The following is a 22,843-nucleotide window of genomic DNA, read 5'->3' as shown; positions in this document are numbered from 1 at the left end:
AGCCGTGGTTGCCACGGCTTTTTTAGAAGGTGAAAAATGGATAAAATTAAATTACCACTTATCCCACTTCGAGACCTAGTTATCTTTCCACACATGGTTATGCATTTTGATTGCGGTAGAAAAATTTCTCTCAACGCAATTGATGCAGCAGAGATGAAAGATTCAAAAATATTTTTGGTGGCCCAAAGAGAACTTGAAATCGAAGACCCAAAGAGGGAAGACCTCTTTGGAATTGGGACTGTGGCTACTATAAAACAAATTTTAAAACTGCCTGGTGGAATTGTCAGGGTCCTTGTTGAAGGTGAAGAGAGGGCAAAAATTTCTGAACTTGATATCACAGAAGAGATGATTGAAGCAGAAATTGAAATCCTTGAAGACAAGGAAAGTGACTTCACAGAAGATGAAGAGATTGAAGCTGCCCTTAGGCTGGCCCTTAGCGACTTGGAGGCATATTCATCTTTAGATGATAAATTATTCCCAGGACTTATTTCAAATATTGCAGACACTGAGGACCCATCAAGGTTTATTGATACAGTTGTGGGATATTTGAATTTTAAATTGGAAGACTATCAAAGGATTTTAGAAACAACAGATATCTATGAGAGACTTGTTGCTTTCCATGAAATCATGAAGAAGGAAATTGAAATTCTTTCTATAGAAAAGAACATCAATGACCAGGTCAAAAAGAAAATGGACGAGGTCCAAAGGGAATATTACCTAAAGGAACAATTAAGGGTAATCCACAAGGAACTTGGTGACGGAGAAGACGAGGCCGAGATAACAGAATCCTACAAGAAAAAAATTGAAGAAAAGGCCCTTCCTGATGAAGTCAAGGACAAGGCCCTTAAAGAAGTTAATAAGCTGGGTAACTTAAACTCACAGTCACCAGACTATTCACTTTTAATAAATTATCTTGACTGGATTCTTGACCTACCTTGGCTTGAGTCTGGAGATGAAAAGAGAAATATTTCTGATGCGAGAAAAATTTTAAACGACGAGCACTATGGACTTAAAAAAGTTAAGGAGAGAATCCTAGAATTTATTGCCGTTAGGATTTTATCTGGCGACAAGGGAAGAGGACCAATCCTCTGCCTAGTGGGACCTCCTGGAGTTGGTAAAACTTCTATTGCTCAGTCAATTGCAAATTCTCTCAACAAGGAATTTGTCCGCATGAGTCTTGGTGGAGTAACTGACGAAGCAGAAATAAGAGGTCACAGGAGGACTTACATTGGAGCCCTTCCTGGAAGAATTATTTCTCTCTTGAAGAAGGCTGGCAAAAATGATCCAGTATTTTTATTTGATGAGATAGACAAGGTGGGCAACGACTTTAAGGGCGACCCTGCCTCAGCTCTTCTAGAAGTTCTTGACCCCGAACAAAATAATTCCTTTACAGACAGGTACTTGGAACTTCCCTTTGATCTATCAAAAGTCTTTTTCATAGCAACAGCTAACACGACAGCAACTATACCAAGACCCCTCCTTGACAGGATGGAAGTCATCCAACTTGAAGGCTACACTCCAAATGAAAAATTCAATATTGCAAAAAAATATTTAATCTCAAAGCAAATTGAAGAAAATGGACTCAAAAAAGAAAACATTAGTATTTCTGACAGAGCCATCAAGGACATAATTGACTACTACACTCGTGAATCAGGAGTTAGGGGACTTGAAAAACAAATTTCAAAAATTGTGAGAAAGGCTGCCCTAAAAATTGTGGAAGAAGACTTAGATAAGGTTTCTGTTTCCACAAGAAATATTGAGGACTTCCTTGGAGAAAAAATTTACAGGATTTCTGAAGCAGAAAAAAGTCCTGAAGTTGGTTCAGTAAATGGACTTGCTTGGACAGAAGTTGGTGGCACAAGCCTTGTCATAGAGACAACGGTTATGCCAGGAAAAGGCAAGTTAACTCTAACAGGATCTCTTGGAGATGTAATGAAGGAGTCGGCTATAGCTGCCATCTCTTATATTGCATCAAAGGCAGATGACTTTAAACTCGATCCAAACTTCAGGTCCAACACAGACATCCATATCCATGTTCCTGAAGGAGCAGTGCCAAAGGATGGCCCGTCAGCAGGGATTACAATTGCAACTTCAGTCTTATCTGCTCTAACAAAGAGACCGGTTGACAACGATGTGGCAATGACAGGAGAGATAACACTTCGTGGCAAGGTCCTTCCAATTGGAGGTCTAAAGGAAAAACTTTTGGCAGCAGAAAGATATGGAGTCAAGACTGTAATCATTCCAGAAGAAAACAAGAGAGACCTAAAGGAAATTGATGAAGAAGCAATTAAGAAGTTAGACGTGAGACCAGTTTCCAAGTTCGAAGAAGTTGCAGAGATTGCCATAGGTGATTTTAATGAAGATAAATAAGGCAGAACTAGAAAAAGTTGCAGTAGAAGAGAAGCAATACCCGGACACAAACATCAAGGAGTTTGCCTTTGCAGGCAGGTCCAATGTTGGTAAGTCATCCTTTATAAATGCAATGTTAAATAGGAAAAATCTTGCGAGAACTTCATCCACACCAGGAAAGACTAGGACTATAAACTTTTACAGGGTCAACGATGACCTTAGGCTTGTGGACTTGCCAGGTTACGGTTACGCAAAAGTAGCCAAGTCAGAAAAAGAAAAGTGGGCAGGCATCATCAACAGGTATCTTGAAAATAGAGAAAACCTAGTTGAGACAATCCTACTTGTGGACATAAGGCACGAACCGACAGCCCTTGACAAGCAAATGTATGACTACATCATTGAGTCGGGCTTCTCGGGCATAGTGATTGCGACAAAAAAAGATAAAATAAAAAAATCTCAAGTAGATAAACACATATCAATAATTGCCAAAAAACTTGGCGTCAAGCACAGGGAAAATATAATCCCCTTCTCTTCATCAAAGAGAGACGAAGTCAAGGACATGTGGTTTATCTTCGAAGATATGCTTAGATTTCATGAAGAATAAAATTATAAATCAAGAGCTGGGAGACTGGCTCTTTTTTCTTGTGAAAAATTTTAAAATTAATAGAAAAGAATTTTTTAAAGCTCATAAATAATAAGTTATTAAGAAATTCTTAATAAGTGACAGACAAATTTCACATACTTTTTAAGTATTATTCATATATAATTGTTATGATAAGAAAAAATGGAGGATGTTATGAAGATAAGAAATAAAATTTTAACGGCGGCACTTTCTCTTGCCCTTCTACCTGGCTTTGTTTTTGCCAAGGAAGGCGACGAGATTGTAACACTTGGTGCCGATCTAAAGGAAAGTCAAAAAAGTGAAATGCTTCGTGAGATGAATGCAAGTGATGATGCAAAGATCATCGAGGTAACTAATGCAGAGGAATACAAGTATCTTGGAGATGTATTGTCATCAAAAGAAATTGGCAAGAGGGCAATTTCTTCAGCTATTGTTAGGTATGAAAAAGCAGGAAGCGGCCTAACTATTGAGCTATCAGACAACATCAGGGTTGTAAAGGAAGATGCCTTTATCAATGCACTAAACACTGTAGGAATTGAAGACGCTGATATTTATGTAACTGCACCAGGAAAGGTGAGTGGTACTGCAGCCTTAACTGGAATTTTAAAAGCCTATGAAGAAAACACTGGCAAGGAATTACCAGAGGATCTAAAAAAGGTCGCCAATGAAGAGCTTGTTGTTCAGACAAAATTATCTGAAGAGCTTGGCGATGAAAAGACTAACGACATAATTTATGAAATCAAAGACGCCATGGCAAAGAATATGCCAAAGGACGAAAAAGAAGTTAGACTCGTTATCGAGAATGTTGTCAACAATTACAACATCAACCTCACAAAGAGCCAAGAGGATAAACTTGTTGGACTCTTTAACAACATGAAGAATGCTGACGTTGATTGGAATAGGATGGCTGACACAGCAGTTAAGTACAAGGACAAGGCTTCAAAGTTTTTAAACTCCCCAGAAGGAGAAAAGGCTGTAGAAAATACAAAGAGCTTCTTGGAAAAGTTAATAGACTTTATAGTTGGTTTGTTTAAATAAGAATAGAGAATAGAGATTCACCCAAGGGTGGATCTTTTTTTATTACAAAAATCCAAATAAAAAAATCCGACTTAATCGGATTTTTCATAAATTAAAACTTGTTGTAGTGAACCTTTGAAGAAACGTCAAATTCTTCGTGGTCCTTTGTGCCTGATTTTTTGTAGCCAATTGGGATTAGGCATTGGGCCCTGTAAGGTTTTTTCACTCCGAAGTTTTCTGCAAAGTATTCTTCATAAGAAATCTTGCCGGCAGTGTTTCCTTCTTTAACGTTGATCCAAGAAGATGAAAGGCCTTCCTCTTCAAGTAGAAGTTGTAGGTAAGCTGCTGTTAGCGATGCTTCTTCCACCCAAGTCTTACAAATTTCTGTGTTTGCAATAACTATTACTACTACTGGAGCTTCTTTTAGGTAAAGAGTTGCAAAGGAATCCATGTTGGAAAGTTCTTCGATTTTTTCCTTGTCGTCAACTACTATGAATTCTACTGGATGGGAGTTGCCGTTGCTTGGTCCCATGGAAGCGTACATTAAAAGTTCTTCTAACTTTTCTCTGTCAACTTCCTTGTCTTTATATTTTCTAACAGTTCTTCTTTTTAAAATTAATTCTTTTAACAAAATATCACCTCTCCTATCATTCTACCACAAAAAAGCTTATAGAGAAGCGTGTGAAAATATATTCATAATATTCTTAAAAGCTTATAATAAAGAGTGGCATAAGATTGAAAATAAGCCAAAGGGAAAAATATAAAAAATTCTGAAAATATTTTCATAAAAGCGTTGACAAATATACTTATCTAAAGTACAATATACATGAAGTGAAAACTTCATCATCTTTTTTCTTCCCTTAGAGAACAGTTATTGAATACATAAGCTGTTCTCTTTTTATTTGTCTAAATTTAAATTTACTTAATACCTGTAGAGGGGAGTTTTTAATTTAGTGAAATTTAAAAGATCTCTCTATAGAAAATTTTTAGTATAGATACTTCTTTTCCTATATTTTTCAAAAACTTTAGTTGAGGCTTTGCAAGTCCACAAATTTTAATTTAATGATTAGCCCAGCAAAAAATATATTTGAAATAATTTTGTACACTTATAATTAAATATGAACTTATAAAAGAAATCTAATCTATCTTTAATTGTAAGATTATAAATTTTTCTATTCTATTAAAAAAATAGAAACTTATATAGTCAAAGGACTTCATAAAATTTTATTAGCTTATGAGTCTATAGGAAAGTAATGATTTTTTATAAAGTCATGGATTTTTGCTATTTTTCAGGATTTTTATAAATCTAAATTAATATATCAACTTATGTGCTTATATGAAATCGAACGAATGTTGCAAGATTGTTACAGGGAAAAATTCTTTGTAACAGAAACTTAAAATAGAAAACCTGTTATATAGATGACTTTGATATATAATAAGGATGAAGGTGATAAAAATGAAGATTTTTAAAAGGACTTCATTGATTATTATCTCCTCAGCATTGATTTTGACAAGCACTGTATCTGCAAGAACTTTTAGAGACACAAGAGGCCACTGGGCAGAAGCTTCAATTGACTTTATAACTGACAAGAAGCTTATGTCTGGTTACCAAGATGGAACTTTTAAACCTAATGAAAACATGTCGAGAGCAGAGTTTTATGCAACTGTTAATTCTTTAGCAGGCTATGATAAAACTTATACTGTGACTTTTTCTGATGTAAGTACATCTGATTGGTTTTATAATGATGTAGCTAAGGGCATTAAGGCAGGTTACATTAAGCCAACTACTGGTAGGCTAAATCCAAATAGGGAAATTACACGAGAAGAAGTTGCAGAAATTCTTGGTTATGTGTATTCGCTATCACCGAGGGAAGGTTCAACAAATGAGTTTGGCGATAGGGCAAGGATAAGCCCATCGGCAAGGGGCTATGTAGGCGCCCTTGTGGACGCAGGTATCTTGAGAGGTTACTCTGATGGTAACTTTTATCCCACAAGATCAATTAGGAGATCAGAAGCTGCTACGCTTTTTAGGTCAATGATTTCTAATTACAACTATCCACAAAAGAAAGCTCTAAATAATAGCAAAATTAAATTTGGGGGCAGAAATCTTTACGAATAAGACAGGCAACTGTCTTATTTTTTTGTGTAGATTTATTTATTGGTTTATCAAGAAAAAGTATTGCAATATTTTAAGTGTAGGTTTATAATGGTCTTAAATAGAAACTGACAGTATCTATTTAAGACCAAATAAAAGGAGGATTAATATGAATGACGTTGAAAAAAAGAAAAGGAAGGACGAATATTTAAAAGCAAAGAGAGAATTTAAAAAAGGCGTAATAGTTACAGGAACATTTATTTTGTTTTCAACTATTGTAAGTTATTTTTTAGGTTACAAGCGAAGTGTAAGTGAAATGAAATTTATACTAGGTTTTCCAGACTGGGTTTTTTATGGTGTACTTATTCCTTGGATAGCGATAGTACTTTATACAATTTTTTTCGCTAAGAAGATGGAAGACTGATAGGAGGGGTAAAATTGAAAACATCATTAGTAGTTAACATAGTTTTCTTAATTTATGTTGTTATATTAATAGGAATAGGCGTTGTAGCTCATAAAAGGGTAAAAAAATCTGAGGATTTTTCTGCTGAATATTGGGTTGGAGGAAGATCTTTTGGTCCTTGGTTAGTAGCATTTACTTGGGCGACTTCATGGACAAGTGGTGGATCTTTTATAGGAACACCAGCAATCTACTATACATATGGATGGTCCGCATTGTTGTGGCAAGCAGGCGCAGGAGTACTAGGTATTATAGGGATTTTAGCAATAGGTAGACGTATTTCTACTATAGCTACTGAATCAAATTGTATGACATTACCTGATTTGTTTATGGATAGGTATGAAAATAAGATTATGGGTCTTTTTGCAGCTTTAATTATTATTATTTTCGGTATATCTTATATGATATCTCAATATGTTGCTGCAGCGAGAATTCTTGAAATTATGACAGGTATACCTTATGCAATAGGAATTATTTTATTTACTATAGTAGTAGGACTTTATACTTCTTTCGGAGGACTAAGAGGTGTAGCTTATACAAATGTGTTCCAAGGACTTATAATGGTTGGAGGATCAATTGCTATAGCTATTATTTTAGTCACAAAAGTTGGCGGATTAAGTGAGATAACTACAGGACTTGCTAGTTTAGACCAAAATCTTATTGCAGGTAATGGGCCAGATAATTGGCTACCTATTAACACAGCTTTTTCAATGTTCTTTGTTTTAGGTGTAGCTGTTATGGCTCAACCACACGTTGTTACACGATTATTTTCAGTAAAAGACGTAGATACAGTAAAAAAATCAGGAGTACTAGTTGCCGTAGTTACTTTTATATGGTTTATGAGTTTATTTGTTAGTTCTATAGCAGGAAGAGTTTTAATACCAAATATTGATGTACCTGATCAAATATTTCCTGTATTAGTTATAAAATATGCTCCTACAGTTTTAGCGGGGATAATGTTATCAGCTCCATTTGCAGCTGTAATGAGTACAGTTGCATCTTTGTTACTATCAACAAGCTCTGCAATAATTAGAGATATAGTTGAAAGGAACTCTAAAGAAGCTCTTAATGAAAAGAAATTAAAGAAATTTAGTTACATTACAACAGCTGTTATTTCTCTACTTGTAATGGGATTAGCTATTAACCCTCCAAACTTCCTACAAGCAATAGTAATTTTCGCAATCTCAGGATTTGCTGCATCTTTCACTATTCCTATTGCAGTAGGTATGTTTTGGAAAGGAGCAACACCAGCTGGTGGATTAGCATCTATGATGGGTGGATTTTTAACAATGTTATTCCTATATGCGTTTAAGATTAACAATCCATTAGGATTTAATCCTTTAGTATGGGGACTATTAGTTTCGTTGATTGCAATAATAGTAGTAAGTAAATTTACTGAAAAAAGCTCAGATGAAGTTTTAGAAAGATATTTTGGTGAATAATATGGATGTAAAAGAAATTTTTATAGACGAGTTCGTAGATACAATTGGTGGAAAAGTTAACGAAAAAAATTCTGTAAAGAGTGATGATATACTAAGCGTTGAGCTTCCACCGGGATGTTGGGGACCTATGATCACACCGAGTATAAAAAGTGGTCATGAAGTTTCTGTGCCATTATATGTGGAGGGAGCAGAAAAAGGAGATTCATTATTAATAGAAGTTTTAGATATACAAGTGATTTCTGAATATTCTATTTCTGGAATTTCTGAAGGTGTTGAAGGTCGTTATGATTTTGATCCAACTACTAAAGCTATTTGTCCAGAATGTAATACTAAAAACCCATTAACAGAAGTTAAAGGAATTGGTAAGGATGGAATAGTTTGTAAGAAATGTGGAGCCAAAATTATACCTCAGTTTATTAAAAATGGTTATACAATGAAGTTTGATGATTCTAAGAAATATGGTTTAACTTTAGAAGATTCTGAAGAGGTTGCAAAAAATGCTTTACAAGGCAATGACTACTTACCAAAAAATAGTCATCAAAACTCATCACTAATATTAAATGTAAGTGATGTAGCAGGTGTGATTTCAAGAGTAAACCCTTTTATTGGAAACATAGGTTGTGTACCAGAAGTAGAAATACCATCTTCAAGAAACTGTGGAGATTCTCTTAAATCTTTGTTAAAGGATAAAAAACTTTCAGATTTAGAAAAAGATAATTTAACAGATGCTCACATGGATGTTAACACTGTAACAGTTGGGTCTAAGGTGTTATGCCCTGTAAAAGTCGAAGGAGCTGGGCTATACCTTGGAGATGTCCATGCTATGCAAGGCGACGGAGAGTTGGCTGGACACACAACAGATATAACTGCAAGAGTAACTTTAAAGGTAAAAGTTATCAAAGGTTTGAAGACAGAAGGACCTATAATTATTCCTACTGATGAAAATCTTATTCATAATTTTAGGAACTTTTCACCTGAAGAGATAGATTATATAAATAAAAAATTTAATTCGTCAATTTCGGTTGATGAATTTATAATGGCGCAGTTCATTGGATCTGGTTCAAATATTGAAGAGGGAATAGATAATGCTGTTAATCGAATTTCTTCTTTTACTGGATTTAGTAAAGATGAAGTAATTAATAGATGTACTATGTCAGGAGGTGTAGGTATAGGTAGGGTATCCGGACTAGTATACTTAACTATGCTAACACCAAGAAAATTTTTTAATCATTAACTTTAATAGAAACCATCACATTATTTAATGTGGTGGTTTTATATTGAATAAACTTCTCTTTAATGGATATAATAGAAATAGACTTTTGAGGAGGAATCATGAAAAGATTAAATTCTGCTGAAAATGTAATAAAAATACTTTTTACACTTAGAGATGAAAACGAACCTTTAGGACTTACTGAAATAACTAATAAGACAAAAATAAGTAAAAGTACTGTTTACAATATTCTTAATACTTTGATTTATTATAATTTAATTAAGAAAGATAAAATGTCGAAAAAATATTCTCTAGGGGTATCATTACTAAGTTTAAGTGCCTCGGTAATAGGATCCTTAGATATTAGAAATATAGCTAAACCATATATGCAGTCTTTAGCAAAGGAAACAAAATCAACTGTAACGCTTGGAATTAGAAATGGTAATCAGTTCACCTTTATTGAGAGGATAGACGGCGTTAGAAATGTTAGGTTTTTTTGTGATATAGGAAAAGATGTAAAACTTTTTAAAGGCGCAGCTTCAAAAGCTTACTTTGCAAATTTGAATGAGATCGATCAAATGGAAGTTTATAAAGAAGATGAGTTAGAAAAATATAAAGAAGAAATTGAAGAAATAAGAAACAGAGGTTACTCAATAAGTAATGAAGAAGTTGATAAAGGAGTAATTGCTTATGGAGCGCCAATATTTAATCATGATAATGAAGTTGCTGGAGCTATAGCAATAGCAAATATTGTTGGTGTTTTAAGTGAAGATAAACTAAGAGATAATATAGAAAAATTATTAAAAACAGCTAAACAAATTTCAAATGAATTGGGCAGTTTTAATGACAATTAATAGTAATAAAAATAAGAGACCTCGGTCTCTTATTTTTGTTTTATAAATTGAAAAATTTTTACAAGTTTCTAAAATAGTCTAATAATATTTCTGAAGTTTCCTTGTCGTAATTTTTTATTACTTTGAGGTCCTTATACATATCAAAGCCGCCGGCTCCTGTGGCTCTGTAGTTATTCATGACTAGTGAAAACTTGTCGGAATCTTTTACTTCTTTACCCTTAAAGAAGATTTTTCCAATTCTTTCGCCAACTTTTTTTGTAAGGTCCTTTTCAAAGTCTATGCCATAGAAGTAGTCAAAGTTGTAATGCTCTTCCTTTGGCTCTAAAAACTTCTTTGAAATCTTATAGGACCCATCATACTCGATGTAGGAAAAGTTTTGTTCTAGGGCCTCTCTAAGACTCTTGCCGTCTATTTCAAGCACCACTGTTGTGTTAGGGAACCTGTAAGTGTTTAGGACGTCTCTTGTGGTCAAGTTCTTCTTTAGACCTGAGATGATATTGGCAAAGGAAGTGATGGAAATATCTGCTCCTGTGTAGTCCAATTGGATCTTGTTTATTAGGTCTGCAAGGTCTGATCCATGAAGGGCCATCTTAATCCTGTCCTCTGGCATGTAGTCACGACTGAGTTTTGCTATTGGTTGGTCGAGATAGTCTTGGACTTCTTCTTCAATATCAATATATTTTTCTATAAGGAAGTTTGATCCAAGCCTTGGCTCAATAAAGGAAGCCTTCATTTCTTTTCTTGCAAGGTCAACTTCCACAAGGGCAGCCTTGGACCCATTGGCTGGCGTCTCAATGGCAAGTGTATCGCCAATGTAACCAGCAATCTCCATGTGTTGGTGGCCTGCCAAGATTATATTGAAGTCCAATTCTTTTGCAATTTTGCCCCCAATATTTTCTGTGGTCTCTGAAAGCTTTTTGCCACTTGCTAGGTCGATTTCGTAGCCACCGTGGTAGATTAAAATATTAAAATCTGTCTTTTCTTTTTTTAGTCCTTCAAGGGCCCTCTTTGCTCCTTCAAAGGCATCTGTGACTTCAAAGTTCACAAGATTTTCTTTTCTCTCCCAGAGATTTACCCAATCGGTAACAATTCCAGCAATCCCAATCTTGTAATCGTCAATCTCTTTTACATAATAGGGATTAAATTTAATCTTACCAGTCTTGTCTTTGACGTTAGCACAAACTAGTTTGGCCTTCATGTTTTCTACGTAAGTCCTTAGGTAGTCGTAGCCGTAGTTGAAGTCGTGGTTACCCAGTGTGTAGTAGTCTACATTTTGCATCATGTCTGCCACTACATTGGAGTTTAGATTTTCTTTTACATAGTAGGCGAAGGAAGATCCCTGAAGGATGTCTCCTCCGTCTGTTAAGATTGTGTGGTCGTCTTTTTTTATATTATTTAAAAGTGAAAGGTAGCCTGTATTTTTTTCTTCCCTATCGAGATAATCTGTTGGGAAAAAATATCCGTGCAAGTCTGATGTGTGAATTATTTTTAAAATCATTTTTCACCTACTAGTCTTGCTCTTATCTTTGTTGAGAAGTATTCAATAAATAAAACAAGAAGGATTAGTCCCAAGAGGATTGCTCCAACTTCACTCCACTTGTAGGAAGTGATGGCGAACATAAGTGGTGAACCAATACCACCTGCTCCAACAAGCCCAAGGATTGATGCGTCTCTTAAATTTATGTCGAAACGATAAATTGTTGTTGAGGCAAAGTTTGCAAAAAGCTGAGGAATTATACCAAAGCGAATCTTTTGGAAGGTTGTTGCCCCAATGGAAGAGAAGGACTCGAGTATTGTCTTGTTTAGGTTCATGATGTTATCTGAAAATAATTTTGTCAGCATACCAATAGATGTGAAGGACATAGTCATAAGGCCTGCAAAGGGTCCAGGTCCTGTTACCCTAATAAACATTAGACCATAAACAATAGCTGGGATTGTCCTTATTAGGATAATAAACATCCTAACAAGATAAGCCACAGGCGCTGGAACAATATTTGATGATGCCAAGAAACTAAGTGGCATGGCAATTATTGCCCCTACAAGGGTACCCAGGAAGGCTATACAAATAGTTTCAAGTAAAAGGTAAGGAACACCCTTCGTCGTTAGGTTAAAGAGCATGTCCTTGTTGGGATTAAAGATTCCCTTGATAATATTTTTGGCTACTCCCATTCCATCTTTTGTTGCAGATTCAAAATTAATTACAGAAGATGACCAAACTATCATGAATAAAAGTACAGCTACAATCATTATGATATAGCCATGATTTTTTGGTTCTGATTTTAGTTTTTCTATTACTTTTTCTGACATATTAATTCAACTTTCTTCTAAAGTGAGCACTGATATTTTCGATGATAAATACTGTTATAAGTAGCATCAAGAGAATCATGCCCACACGGTTGTAGTCTCTCCAGTTAATGTTTTCGTTAATAAGAAGTCCCAGTCCACCGGCACCAACATAACCAAGGATTGCAGCGTATCTTACGTTACCTTCAAAGTTATAAAGGGCAGTTGATAAATAAAAGGGAAGGATCTCTGGCACAATGGATTTGAAAAATGCCATGGTCCTAGTAAAGCCCATGGAGATCATGGCTTCAAAGGCTCCCATGTTAACTGTTTCGATTTGCTCATAAGTTAGCTTTCCAACATAGGAGAAGGAAAATAAAAATATGGCAACTGTACCAGCAAAGGCACCAAGTCCAAAAATATAAGTTGCAATAAGTGCAGACACAAGTGTTGGAATGGTACGAAGGATTGAGAAAAGTAACTTAACAATCCAGTTTATGACCTTGTTATTTACCATGTTGTTTGATGCCAAGAAGGCAAAGGGCATAGCCAAAACTGCACCCAAGAAGGATCCTAAGAAGGACATCTTTATTGTGTCAAAAAGTGGTCCCACTATTGAAGGGAAGTAGGAAAAGTTTGGCTTAAACATTGGAGATAAAATGGCAAAGAGCTTGTGAATATTTTTCGCAAGGGTTGCCATTGAAAAGTTAGTAACTCTTACAGAAAGCATGGTAAAAAGAAGCAATAGAATAAGGATAGGTATGGTCAAAGTTGGCTTCTCATAGACTTCCTTACCAGACTTTAGGGTGTGTTTTTTTGGTTTAAAGATTTTGTAGTAGAGGCTCATACTTCCTCCAATTTTATTTCTTCAAAGGAATCTCCATAAATAGATTTTAAAACGCTATCGTCCACATTCTTGGCTGGTCCATAATAGATTACCTCTCCGTCACGAACTCCAAGAACAGTTGTGGCATATTCAAGGGCAAGCTCAACGTGGTGGATATTTAAGAGGATAGTGATTCCAAGATTTTCGTTAATCTTTTTAAAATAATCCATAACCTGCCTTGCAGTGACAGGGTCAAGGCTTGCAACAGGTTCGTCAGCAAGGATAATGCTTGGGTTTTGGACAAGAGTCCTAGCAAGAGCAACCCTTTGTTGTTGTCCACCAGATAAGTTGTCAGCTCTTTCGAAGGCCTTGTCAAGTATGTCAACTTGCTCAAGAGCTTCAAGAGCCTTTAGCTTACATTCCTTTGGATAAATTCCAAATAAGGACTGGATGGGATTTAAATCAGGAACAAAGGAAGACATTACATTCTTGATAACAGAAATTCTCTCAACAAGGTTAAAGGATTGGAAAATCATCCCAATATTTCTCCTAAACTTGCGAAGTTCTTTTCCCTTTAGAGATTTAACATCAACTCCATCAACAGTAAGAGTCCCTGCATTAATGTCGTGCATCTTATTTATAGTCCTAATTAGGGTAGATTTACCGGCACCAGACCTTCCTATTATGGCAACAAACTCGCCGTCCTCAATAGTAAGGTTTATATCTTTTAGGGCCTTAAATCCACCAGGATAAACTTTATCTACATTCTTAAATTCAATCATAATTCTCCTCATAAAAAAGAGCTTCTAATGAAGCCCTTTCTTAATTTTTAAGTTCTCTTAATAAATTTTGTGCTTCTCTTTCGCCATCATAGTTCTTGTCATCAGCAGCCTTGTAACCTTCGTGGCTGTAGATTGCTATGATTTCTTTACCTTCTTCGCTTCCACCAATTTCTATGAAGGATTCTTGAAGGGCTTTTTTGAAGTCATCTGTCATAATTTCTGAGTTCTTAGAAACTGAAATTGTATCATTGTAAATTCTGTCAGTTACAGCAAGTACGTTAGTTTCGTCCCAGATTGACTTAGTCTTACCAAATTCGTTTTGCCATTTGTCAGCATTATCCATTCTCACGTCAGAGAAACCTACCATTATATCAACTTGGCCAGAAGCAAGTCTAGCAACAGATGATGGGTAAGAGTCAGCTTGAACAACTGATGGAAGATCTGTTAGGCCCTTGTCATAGTTCTTTTGTAGCCATAGGTATGGGTAGATGTAACCAGCAGATGAAGATGAGCCCATTACAGACCATTTAGCACTTGCAAGGTCTTCCCAAGTTAATTTTTCTCCATTATTTACCTTGGCAGCAAGTTCTTGACCTTTGGCAGAAGGACCAGCGATTATAAGTGATCTATAGAAATCAACTTGTTCATCAGCTCTATCTGTTGGCTTATTATCATTCCATTCCTTAGGATCATCAGATTCAATAGTAAGTCCCTTTCTTGTTGCAGTAAGAAGAACTTCAGCACCGTCATCATAGATAGTGTAAGTTCCACCAGGGATAAATCCAATGTCAACTGAACCAGCACTTAGGGCTTCACCAGTTGATTCGTAGTTAGTACCAACTGAGATGTCAATATTCTTAACGTCATAACCTTTTTCAGCAAGCTTAGCCTTTAAAACTTCCTTAAGTGGTTCAGTCTTAGTTACAATTTCGTCTGGTTCCCTAGAAGGAACGAATTGGATTTTTAAATCCTCGATTACATTGCCATCTGCATCAGCTGTTGCCTCTTTCTTGTTACTGCCACAAGCAGTAAGAGTCATTAGCATTGCAAGTAGCAATACCAACCATGTTTTTTTCATATAATACCTCCAAAAAATTCGTGGGTAATCCCACAGCAAAATCTTGTCAAATGTATTATACCAAATAAACAAAAAATATAAATTAAAGACTATAAAAAAAATTAAAAATACTGGCTAAATATTCTTAACTTATTAAATTGAGACGACATATTTAATTTGATATAATTTTCCTAAAGGAGTGACACAATGAGCATTATAGTTAAAATAGATGAATCGAGATTCCCAAACCTATCAAGGGGAAGTTTTGAAGATAGAGAGTACCACTTTAAAGGCGGCATAGTTGGCCAAAGAGTAGAAATAAAGGCAAGAGGAAAAAAATCAAAAAAGGCAAAACTTCTTAACATAATAGAAAGATCAGACATAGAAATAGAAAGCCAATGCCCTCACTTTGAAAAGTGTGGCGGTTGTACTTACCAAACCCTAACTTATGAAGAGGAACTTAAATACAAAAAAGAATTAATAAAAAATTTATTTAAAGAAAATGGAATAGATAGAGAAATGGAAATCATTCCATCACCAGTCCACAAACATTATAGAAACAAAATGGAATATACCTTTGGCGATGAGTATAAGGGAGGGCCACTTTCACTTGGACTTCACGTGAAGAATAGATTTCACGAAATAATAAACACTACAGACTGCAATATAGTTGACAAGGACTTCAACACAATAAGGGCGGAAGTGAGAAACTACTTCGAAGACCTGGGCGAAGTCCAATACAACAGGAAAAGACACGAGGGCTTCCTCCGTCACCTCCTAATAAGAAAGGCAACTAAGACGGGAGAGATAATGGTACTTCTTTCAACATCAAGCCAAAGCAAGCTCGATGAAGAAGCCTTTATAAAATTCTTATTAGACTTGGACTTAGAAGGACAAATAGTATCAATCTATCATGTGATAAATGATGCCCTATCAGATGCCATAGTCCCAGAAGAAATGAAACTAATCTACGGCAAGGACCACATCGAAGAAGAAGTCCTTGGACTTAGATTTAAAATAAGCCCCTTCTCCTTCTTCCAAACAAATACAAAATCAGCCGAAGTCCTTTACAAGATGGCCAGAGAAAAAATTGATGCCAAAGACAAATTGGTCTTTGACTTGTATTCAGGAACAGGAACAATCACCCAAGTCTTAGCAGAGTCAGCCAAAAAAGTTATAGGAGTAGAAATAGTAGAAGAAGCAGTAGAAGCAGCAAGAGAAAATGCAAAATTAAACGGCATAGACAACGTGGAATTCATAGCATCAGACGTCTTAAAAGTCTTAGACGACCTAGACAAGAATCCTGACCTAATAGTCCTTGACCCGCCAAGAGAAGGAATAAACCCAAGAGCCATAGAAAAGATAATAGACTTCAACCCAGAAAAGTTCCTATATATATCCTGTAATCCAGTAACCCTAGTAAGGGACCTTGGAGTCTTTAAAGAAAGAGGTTATGAAATAGAAGAACTAGAAATAGTAGACCAGTTTCCAAAAACATCTCATGTGGAGACTATAGCGTTGATACAAAAGATGTAAATATAGAAATCCTGCATTTTAAGCAGTTTTATAAGCATTTTGTCTTCGATAAAGATGAAGAAGGATACGTCAAAAAGACTCAAAAAAACTACATGAACGTAAGAGTTGTTTTGAGACTAGTATGAGGAGACACAAAGAAAAATTTAATAAGATAAACTCATTTTGTACTTTCTACAAGAGTGGCTTAAAAAGCTGCTCTTTTTTTATTGAAAGGGAGTAAGGATTCGTTACATCCTTTTCAAAATACAAAACTCTAATAGCCAACTTTACATATTCGCTTTTATAACATATAATAAAAGCGTAAACGAGAGGAGGCGGACTATGAATACACTTAAAGAATTTATCCAAGAAAATTTAGTAATAACCAACAAAGAAGCAGAAGAACTTGGATATACTAGGCATAATTTATCAGAATTAACAAAAATCGGACAATTAGAAAGATTAAGACCAGGACTGTATCAATTAAAAGGAAAGGTAATAGACGATTTTGTTTTAATATCATCCAATAGCAATCGAATTATATTTTCTCATCAAACAGCCCTATACCTCCACGACCTATCAGATAGGACCCCAAATGTATTTCATATATCTGTACCCCAAGGCTACAATGCCAGCCATATCAAAAAGAGGTACGAAGATCTACAAGTTCATTATGTAAAAAAAGACCTATACGAAATTGGAAAGACAGAAATAAAATCACCACAAGGCAACCTTATTCCAGTTTACGATATAGATCGAACAATTTGCGATATCATAATAGACAGAGAAAAAATAGATAAGCAAATTTTTACAGAAGCAATAAAAAGATACTTTAAATCACCAAATAAAAATCTAAGACGAATAATAAAATACAGCAGACTATTTAAAATAGAAGATGAAATTAGAAAATACGTGGATGTATTATTGTGATTAATATCGAGAGTATAAAGGGCAAGATAAGAAGTCTGGCAGAGAAGAAAAATAGTATAAACATGTGATGCTATAATATTTGTATTAGCATTATCGGGTATAATTTAATAAATCCTTGTACAATTTAAATGAAAGGTGGTAGAAATATGGATATAATGAAATCTTTTAACTTAGCAATAGAATATATTGAAGATAACTTAACTGATGAACTTGATGAAAAAGAAATAACACGGATAACAGGATATTCATTTCCAATGTTTTCAAGAATATTTTCAATCATATCAGGATATTCATTATCTGAATATATAAGATTAAGAAAGATGACAAATGCTGCAATTGATTTAAAAAATTCAGATAAAAGAATTATAGACATCGCAATAAAATATGGTTATAATTCTCAGGATTCTTTTGCTTTAGCTTTTAAAAGTTTTCATAAGCTAACTCCAGGTCAAGTAAAAAAAGGAGAAAAGTATCAATATTTCCCAAGAATCTACTTTTCAATTTCAGTTCAAGGAGGAAATCAAATGGATATTAAAATTGAGAAAAAGAGAGCGTTTAAAGTAGCTGGTATTAAATCAGATGTAACTAAGAGTTCAAATTTCCCAAAAGTTTGGGATAGACTAGTTGAAAAAGTACCAAGAGAAAAATTTGAAGAGTTTGGTAATGGTCAAATCTTTGACGTAGGATATGACTATATAATGGATGAAGAAGATTCATTTATATACTTAGCTGGTTTTGATTTAACGGATGAAGTAAAAGCTGAGGAGTTAGGGTTAGACATACTCAGCATTCCTGAAAAAGAGTATGCTATTGTAAGCTTAGAAGGTCCTATACCAAAGTGCATTCACGAAGGATGGAAGTATATTATTTCATATTTCTTCCCTAAAGAAGGATATAGACATGATGAAAGTCCTGATTTTGAAGTATATGGAGATGGAGACCCTAATTCAGAAGATTATCAAATGGAATTATGGGTTCCTATAGCAAAAGAGTAATTTAAATTTGTTTAACGGCATCTATCAAATGGTAGGTGCTTTTTTGATTGCTATTAGTAAAAATAGGAATGAGTAAAAATTCCTATGAAACTTGACCTAACAACGGGAGAAGTAACAATACCAAGGGAAATAGAATATACCTATCCCTGTATCTTTAGCAAAGAAAATATAAAAATAATGGTATACCTATTAGAAACAATTTTAGCTGAAAAATACGAAACCATAATCAGAAGAAATATAACAACAACACGAATGAGAGACTTTTATGACCTATACACTCTCTACAAGCTGAAAAAAGATGAGATAGATTATGAAATTTTAAAAGAAGCAATAGAGAGAACTTCTGACAAAAGAGGAAGTCAAGAGGAAATGCAAGACTATGAGGAAATAATTGAGGACATAAAAGATGATTCATACCTAAGAACCTTGTGGGAAGTATATCTGAGTGAAAATAAGTATATTGGAGATCTGAGCTTTGATAAGGTTGTTGATGTGGTAACAACTTTATCAAATAGGATTAATGAGATGTAATTTAACAGACACTGTCTGGCATATCATAGATAAAAAATATTAAGTATTAGAGAAGTGAAATGATTTTATTTTTTTAAGCATAAATTTTATATCAAGGAGAACGTTTTATTTTTGACGTATATTTAATGGTATAATAGAATAAATAAAAGATTTAAGTAGGATGTAGTGATATCATTTAATTATAAAATGTTATTACAAAAATAAAAGAATTAGGTATGATAAATAGTGAATTTATGGAAAAGCAAAATTAGGAAAATTACATTTTATAAATTAAGACAGACAAAATTTAATTACAGATGTTCTGTTTTTGATATTTTTGAATTAGAAGGCATACAGAAGATTATAGAGTGATTTTTGAAAAAACTAATTAAATATTATAAAGGTTACATTATAAATGAATGACGACATAAAAGTGAGGTGATTATATTGGAATATTCGAACTATTATATGAATTTACCATTAGATTTAGCAGGTAGTAGAACGAAAAATAGATTTAGAGTTGAATTGTTGTGGGGAGTTGGTAAATTAATTGATGCATATAAGCTGTACGATGACTATACAATTGTGTTTGATTTCAAATGTGATATTGAATTGCATCGTGATAATGGTCTTGATTTTTACCAGGTGAAAACAATAAATAGAGGTAATCATAGTTCTAAAACACTAACTAAGAGAAAAGGAAATAGTAGATCTATTTTGGGAACATTGTATGCTCTTTACAACCCAAATCATAATATAAAGCTGGCTGTAGTTTGTAATAAGCATTTGAAAATTGATAGTAAAGAAGATTTAAGGCAAGAAGTTTGTTTAGGTGAGTTGGACAAAACAGTAATAGATTTTATTGAAGATAAATTGCAAGAAGAACTAAAGTTATCAGAAGTCATTCTTGATAATGTTTTTTATGTATGTGAAAGTATGGACTTAACAAATCCTCATTATGCTTTGCTTGGAAAGTTAATTGAAGCTTTCCAAGAAATAAAAAATGAAGAACCTAATAATCCTAATGCTTTATTTCGATTAGTATCTGATACAGCTCAGAAAAAAGCTTCTTATGAGATGGCAATCACTAATTATAATGATGTACTAGAATTAAAAGGAATTTCTAAAAATGAGTTTAATAAAATGCTTGAATCTCATAGGAAAAAATCTATAACAGGCATTGAGCAGGTTAAAGATTATATTAAAACTTTCTTCCCATCAGAAAGAAGATTATATAATCAAGCTTTAACTAATTTACTGGAAATTGATCAAAGCCATGAGTTGAATGTATTAAAGATATCAATTTTTGAGTATATTGAAGGGAATATAGATAAGATAAAAAACGAAAATGACCTTTTTAATATTTTAAATAATGTATTTGATAGTGAATTCCCTATAGAATACACAAAATACATGAAAAAAGTATTTTATTTAATGGTATTTTATTTATACACAGAGGGAGGTGATATTTAATGGATGTTATTTTCAATAAAATATATATTTTTGATATTTTAACTAAAGAGGCTTTTGTTACATGTTTTGAAAAAGGTTTAAATATTGTTACTTCTAGTAACATTGATGGAACAGATAGAGGGAAGTCAGTCTTGTTACGTAGTTTATATCATACTTTGGGTGCTGATGCCCACTTCGATAAAAAATGGAAAAATGAAGATAAAGTATATATTTTAGAGTTTTCGGTTAACGATAATATATATTTTATATATCGCCATAAAAAGTTATTCAAAGTATTTAATGATGTTTTTAAGATATTATTTCAAACATCAACTATAATTGAGTTATCATATTTTTTAAGCAATATTTGGGATTTTGAAATATTTTTACCGAATAGAAGGACTGAGAAGCTGGAGATTGCTCCACCAGCATATACATATGTAATGAATTTTATTGACCAAGATTATTATGATGGAACATACTTTAGTTCCTTTAAGAGATTAGGACAATATCAAAATTTTAAACCTGATGTAATATATGCACAATTTGGAATATATGATAAGAATTATTTTGAACATGTTGAAAGTAAACAAAATTTATTGGAACGTATAAATGATTCAGAAGACGCATACAGAGAAACTAGTAGAATGAAAGAAAAAGTATCTAAACTATTAGGTAATATTGTTGTGCCTGAAAATTTAAAAGAGCTTGAAAGGGAGCTTTCTATTAGAACAAAGGAATATGATTATATTCTGAATTCTATTAATAAATTTAGGTATGAGCTTACAAATTTACGAAATGAAAAGTATGAGCTTGAAATTGCATTGAACCAAATTGAAAGGTTTAAGAATAAAAAGGAAAAAGAAATAAAGTATATTTTAAATACAGATATATGTCCTGAATGCCATTCAGTTTTGAAAGATACAACTGATCTTAGAAGTAAAAGATACAATTCAATTGAGGATTCGTTATATATAAAGGACAGCATATATGAGGATATAGAAAAGATTTCAAAATCAATTTTACAAATAGAGGGTAGTTATAAAGAGTTTTTAGATAAGTTGGAATCATACAAGAAAAACATTGGTATAGCTAAGACAGAAATAAAAAATTATAGCAGCTATATGGGGCTAAATGAACTATATAATAGTTTAAATTTAGAGTTATTTAATGAGTTTAATTTGCAAGGAGAACTTAAAGAGAAACTAGAAAATATTGAGGAAGACTTGAAGGAAGTATCTAAAATTAAATCGGATATCAATAAAAAATATTATGATATGATTGATAGGGAAGTCTTAAAGTTTGGATTGAATGAGTTAGAGGAAGCACAATATAAAGCAATTAATCGAGTTTTTTGTGCAAGTGGAAGTAATAAACCAATTTCAACAGTTATATGGTATTTTATACTTAATGATATTAAAAAAATTTTTAATAATAAATGCTTGAATTTACCTATGGTATTAGATAGCCCTAAGAATGCGGAGATGGATTATGATAAGGCACAATCCTTAATTGAATATATATTAGATAATTCATCAAATTATACCCAATTGATTTTTTCATCAATTGGGTTTGAAAGAAGGAATTTTGAATTTGAAAGCGAAATAAATATTATAGAGCTAAAGAATGACAAATATCAGTTGCTTGATTCTGAAACTTTCTCAAAATATAAATATGTTTTAGAAAATGCTTTAAGTGCCCAATTGATTAAATAGTAAGATAAAATCACCTATATATCTACATCCTAGTCTACATGAATAAATAATTTTTTTCTTATTTTATAAAGTTTAACGATATTGTATTTTTATTAAGAATACTCTTGCAAAAGGGTATTCTTTTTTTATTGCTTACTTTAGTGAATTGAGCGAACGAAAGAATTCATGTGGAGGAAATTAGCTTTAGCTTCAAGCACCAAGAAAACATCCTTAAAGTATAATTTTGATAATAGCATGGAAGCTGGATATGCAAAGATTATATAGTATTTGCACAAAAAAATAAGCTGAAATTAATTTCAGCTTAAGCTTGACTTTTGTTAGCAGGTTTTTGTTTCAAAAAATGCTATAGAATATGATTTTTCGTGTTTTCATAAATTGTATATGAGCAGTAGCTGGATGACATTTAAATGAAGATACCAAGACTTTTTCATCAGTTTTTTCACTATTAGTAATGTAGTCTATTGCCAAATTTAGAGTTGATTTTATAGGATGTATTTTTGTAATTGCCATACTAATCACCAGAACTTTCTTTTGATTTATTAAGAAGTAGGGAATGGATCTGCCAAATTTCTCTTGATAATTTTTCTACCTGTTTATTCATTGATTCGATTTCATTCTTGTAAATAACACCAGTTGTATTAGTAGCCTTGGCGATCTGGTTTATGTTATTTGTTGCATTTGAAAGAAGCCATTGTATGTTTCTAAATGGTTCTAAATCTACAACATAAA

20 protein-coding genes and 2 pseudogenes are annotated in these 22,843 nt (G+C 33.4%); 14 read left to right on the top strand and 8 right to left on the bottom strand.

The genetic code is table 11. The features are described 5' to 3' along the window. The first annotated feature begins 36 nt into the window (after nt 1–36). The 3 genes from lon (at nt 37) to HMPREF3023_RS08740 (ending at nt 4,009) form a co-directional block, all read left to right on the top strand. On the top strand, nt 37–2,370 hold the full coding sequence (lon, locus tag HMPREF3023_RS08750) for an endopeptidase La (protein ID WP_070702676.1): 2,334 nt from the start codon (nt 37–39) through the stop codon (nt 2,368–2,370). Next, on the top strand, nt 2,357–2,953 hold the full coding sequence (yihA, locus tag HMPREF3023_RS08745) for a ribosome biogenesis GTP-binding protein YihA/YsxC (RefSeq protein WP_070702674.1): 597 nt from the start codon (nt 2,357–2,359) through the stop codon (nt 2,951–2,953). Before lon ends, yihA begins: the two co-directional genes overlap by 14 nt. 192 nt (nt 2,954–3,145) lie before the next feature. Then, nucleotides 3,146–4,009, top strand: coding sequence for a DUF1002 domain-containing protein (locus HMPREF3023_RS08740; RefSeq protein ID WP_070702672.1), 864 nt, complete (start codon nt 3,146–3,148; stop codon nt 4,007–4,009). A gap of 91 nt (nt 4,010–4,100) precedes the next feature. Here the strand turns inward: HMPREF3023_RS08740 and HMPREF3023_RS08735 are convergent, their stop codons facing one another. Then, nucleotides 4,101–4,619 carry a nitroreductase family protein gene (locus tag HMPREF3023_RS08735; RefSeq protein WP_070702670.1) on the bottom strand — a complete coding sequence of 173 codons (519 nt, stop codon included), beginning with the start codon at nt 4,617–4,619 and terminating at the stop codon, nt 4,101–4,103. An 825-nt stretch (nt 4,620–5,444) separates the two neighbouring features. On the opposite strand from HMPREF3023_RS08735, the gene HMPREF3023_RS08730 reads away from it, so the two are divergent. From HMPREF3023_RS08730 to HMPREF3023_RS08710, 5 genes are all read left to right on the top strand, one after another. After that, nucleotides 5,445–6,107: an S-layer homology domain-containing protein gene (locus HMPREF3023_RS08730; RefSeq protein WP_070702667.1), complete on the top strand. Its 663-nt coding sequence runs from the start codon at nt 5,445–5,447 to the stop codon at nt 6,105–6,107. Nucleotides 6,108–6,252: 145 nt separating this feature from the next. Beyond that, a complete protein-coding gene (locus HMPREF3023_RS08725; protein ID WP_070702665.1) occupies nt 6,253–6,507 on the top strand; it encodes a DUF997 family protein in 255 nt (84 codons plus the stop codon). Nucleotides 6,508–6,521: 14 nt separating this feature from the next. Continuing rightward, entirely contained in the window at nt 6,522–7,985 is a 1,464-nt protein-coding gene (gene panF, locus HMPREF3023_RS08720) for a sodium/pantothenate symporter (RefSeq protein WP_070702663.1), read from the top strand. After that, nucleotides 7,978–9,219 carry an acetamidase/formamidase family protein gene (locus tag HMPREF3023_RS08715; RefSeq protein WP_246829211.1) on the top strand — a complete coding sequence of 414 codons (1,242 nt, stop codon included), beginning with the start codon at nt 7,978–7,980 and terminating at the stop codon, nt 9,217–9,219. Before panF ends, HMPREF3023_RS08715 begins: the two co-directional genes overlap by 8 nt. Before the next feature lie 98 nt (nt 9,220–9,317). Continuing rightward, nucleotides 9,318–10,049 (top strand): IclR family transcriptional regulator, encoded by a 732-nt coding sequence (locus HMPREF3023_RS08710; protein ID WP_070702659.1) that lies wholly within the window; start codon nt 9,318–9,320, stop codon nt 10,047–10,049. 58 nt (nt 10,050–10,107) lie between these two features. Here the strand turns inward: HMPREF3023_RS08710 and HMPREF3023_RS08705 are convergent, their stop codons facing one another. Genes HMPREF3023_RS08705 through HMPREF3023_RS08685 form a run of 5 tightly spaced genes read right to left on the bottom strand, consistent with a single transcriptional unit; the run spans nt 10,108 to nt 15,018 of the window. Beyond that, nucleotides 10,108–11,547 carry a bifunctional metallophosphatase/5'-nucleotidase gene (locus tag HMPREF3023_RS08705; protein WP_070702656.1) on the bottom strand — a complete coding sequence of 480 codons (1,440 nt, stop codon included), beginning with the start codon at nt 11,545–11,547 and terminating at the stop codon, nt 10,108–10,110. Next, a complete protein-coding gene (phnE, locus tag HMPREF3023_RS08700) occupies nt 11,544–12,356 on the bottom strand; it encodes a phosphonate ABC transporter, permease protein PhnE (RefSeq protein ID WP_070702654.1) in 813 nt (270 codons plus the stop codon). The genes HMPREF3023_RS08705 and phnE (HMPREF3023_RS08700) overlap by 4 nt, the downstream gene beginning before the upstream one ends. 1 nt (nt 12,357) lies before the next feature. Further along, nucleotides 12,358–13,179 carry a phosphonate ABC transporter, permease protein PhnE gene (phnE, locus tag HMPREF3023_RS08695; RefSeq protein ID WP_070702652.1) on the bottom strand — a complete coding sequence of 274 codons (822 nt, stop codon included), beginning with the start codon at nt 13,177–13,179 and terminating at the stop codon, nt 12,358–12,360. After that, a complete protein-coding gene (gene phnC / locus HMPREF3023_RS08690) occupies nt 13,176–13,940 on the bottom strand; it encodes a phosphonate ABC transporter ATP-binding protein (RefSeq protein WP_070702650.1) in 765 nt (254 codons plus the stop codon). The genes phnE (HMPREF3023_RS08695) and phnC overlap by 4 nt, the downstream gene beginning before the upstream one ends. A gap of 40 nt (nt 13,941–13,980) precedes the next feature. Beyond that, nucleotides 13,981–15,018, bottom strand: coding sequence for a phosphate/phosphite/phosphonate ABC transporter substrate-binding protein (locus HMPREF3023_RS08685; protein WP_070702648.1), 1,038 nt, complete (start codon nt 15,016–15,018; stop codon nt 13,981–13,983). 186 nt (nt 15,019–15,204) lie between these two features. Here HMPREF3023_RS08685 and rlmD point away from each other — a divergent pair, with 186 nt between their 5' ends. The 6 genes and pseudogenes from rlmD (at nt 15,205) to HMPREF3023_RS08655 (ending at nt 22,114) form a co-directional block, all read left to right on the top strand. After that, complete coding sequence (gene rlmD, locus HMPREF3023_RS08680) at nt 15,205–16,533, top strand: 23S rRNA (uracil(1939)-C(5))-methyltransferase RlmD (protein WP_070702646.1); 1,329 nt, start codon at nt 15,205–15,207, stop codon at nt 16,531–16,533. Between the two features lie 321 nt (nt 16,534–16,854). Next, nucleotides 16,855–17,442, top strand: a complete 588-nt coding sequence (locus tag HMPREF3023_RS08675; RefSeq protein ID WP_070702644.1) for a type IV toxin-antitoxin system AbiEi family antitoxin domain-containing protein — start codon at nt 16,855–16,857, stop codon at nt 17,440–17,442. A 146-nt stretch (nt 17,443–17,588) separates the two neighbouring features. Beyond that, nucleotides 17,589–18,437: an AraC family transcriptional regulator gene (locus HMPREF3023_RS08670; RefSeq protein WP_070702642.1), complete on the top strand. Its 849-nt coding sequence runs from the start codon at nt 17,589–17,591 to the stop codon at nt 18,435–18,437. A gap of 65 nt (nt 18,438–18,502) precedes the next feature. After that, nucleotides 18,503–18,968: pseudogene (locus tag HMPREF3023_RS08665) on the top strand (nucleotidyl transferase AbiEii/AbiGii toxin family protein); the annotation flags it as partial. Between the two features lie 447 nt (nt 18,969–19,415). Then, nucleotides 19,416–20,420 (top strand): DUF4297 domain-containing protein, encoded by a 1,005-nt coding sequence (locus HMPREF3023_RS08660; RefSeq protein ID WP_070702786.1) that lies wholly within the window; start codon nt 19,416–19,418, stop codon nt 20,418–20,420. Next, nucleotides 20,420–22,114 (top strand): hypothetical protein, encoded by a 1,695-nt coding sequence (locus tag HMPREF3023_RS08655; protein ID WP_004838629.1) that lies wholly within the window; start codon nt 20,420–20,422, stop codon nt 22,112–22,114. Before HMPREF3023_RS08660 ends, HMPREF3023_RS08655 begins: the two co-directional genes overlap by 1 nt. Nucleotides 22,115–22,471: 357 nt before the next feature. Here the strand turns inward: HMPREF3023_RS08655 and HMPREF3023_RS09275 are convergent. Both HMPREF3023_RS09275 and mobC read right to left on the bottom strand, forming a co-directional pair. Continuing rightward, nucleotides 22,472–22,624 (bottom strand): annotated as a pseudogene (locus HMPREF3023_RS09275) (relaxase); the annotation flags it as partial. 1 nt (nt 22,625) lies between these two features. Beyond that, nucleotides 22,626–22,843: MobC domain-containing protein (gene mobC / locus HMPREF3023_RS08650; RefSeq protein WP_144019638.1), on the bottom strand; the 218-nt coding region annotated here is incomplete at its 5' end.

Source organism: Peptoniphilus sp. HMSC075B08 (genome assembly GCF_001815405.1).
Lineage (GTDB): Bacteria > Bacillota > Clostridia > Tissierellales > Peptoniphilaceae > Peptoniphilus_A > Peptoniphilus_A harei.
The sequence above is the reverse complement of the archived record's forward strand: the minus strand, read 5'-3'. Positions and strand labels throughout refer to the sequence as shown.

Coding starts and splice junctions, on each gene's coding strand:
- lon (WP_070702676.1), top strand. CDS start 37: ATGGATAAAATTAAATTACCACTTATCCCACTTCGAGACCTAGTTATC.
- HMPREF3023_RS08725 (WP_070702665.1), top strand. CDS start 6,253: ATGAATGACGTTGAAAAAAAGAAAAGGAAGGACGAATATTTAAAAGCA.
- rlmD (WP_070702646.1), top strand. CDS start 15,205: ATGAGCATTATAGTTAAAATAGATGAATCGAGATTCCCAAACCTATCA.
- HMPREF3023_RS08660 (WP_070702786.1), top strand. CDS start 19,416: ATGAATTTACCATTAGATTTAGCAGGTAGTAGAACGAAAAATAGATTT.
- HMPREF3023_RS08730 (WP_070702667.1), top strand. CDS start 5,445: ATGAAGATTTTTAAAAGGACTTCATTGATTATTATCTCCTCAGCATTG.
- phnE (WP_070702654.1), bottom strand. CDS start 12,356: ATGTCAGAAAAAGTAATAGAAAAACTAAAATCAGAACCAAAAAATCAT.
- phnC (WP_070702650.1), bottom strand. CDS start 13,940: ATGATTGAATTTAAGAATGTAGATAAAGTTTATCCTGGTGGATTTAAG.
- HMPREF3023_RS08705 (WP_070702656.1), bottom strand. CDS start 11,547: ATGATTTTAAAAATAATTCACACATCAGACTTGCACGGATATTTTTTC.
- phnE (WP_070702652.1), bottom strand. CDS start 13,179: ATGAGCCTCTACTACAAAATCTTTAAACCAAAAAAACACACCCTAAAG.
- HMPREF3023_RS08740 (WP_070702672.1), top strand. CDS start 3,146: ATGAAGATAAGAAATAAAATTTTAACGGCGGCACTTTCTCTTGCCCTT.
- HMPREF3023_RS08685 (WP_070702648.1), bottom strand. CDS start 15,018: ATGAAAAAAACATGGTTGGTATTGCTACTTGCAATGCTAATGACTCTT.
- HMPREF3023_RS08670 (WP_070702642.1), top strand. CDS start 17,589: ATGGATATAATGAAATCTTTTAACTTAGCAATAGAATATATTGAAGAT.
- HMPREF3023_RS08710 (WP_070702659.1), top strand. CDS start 9,318: ATGAAAAGATTAAATTCTGCTGAAAATGTAATAAAAATACTTTTTACA.
- HMPREF3023_RS08655 (WP_004838629.1), top strand. CDS start 20,420: ATGGATGTTATTTTCAATAAAATATATATTTTTGATATTTTAACTAAA.
- yihA (WP_070702674.1), top strand. CDS start 2,357: ATGAAGATAAATAAGGCAGAACTAGAAAAAGTTGCAGTAGAAGAGAAG.
- HMPREF3023_RS08675 (WP_070702644.1), top strand. CDS start 16,855: ATGAATACACTTAAAGAATTTATCCAAGAAAATTTAGTAATAACCAAC.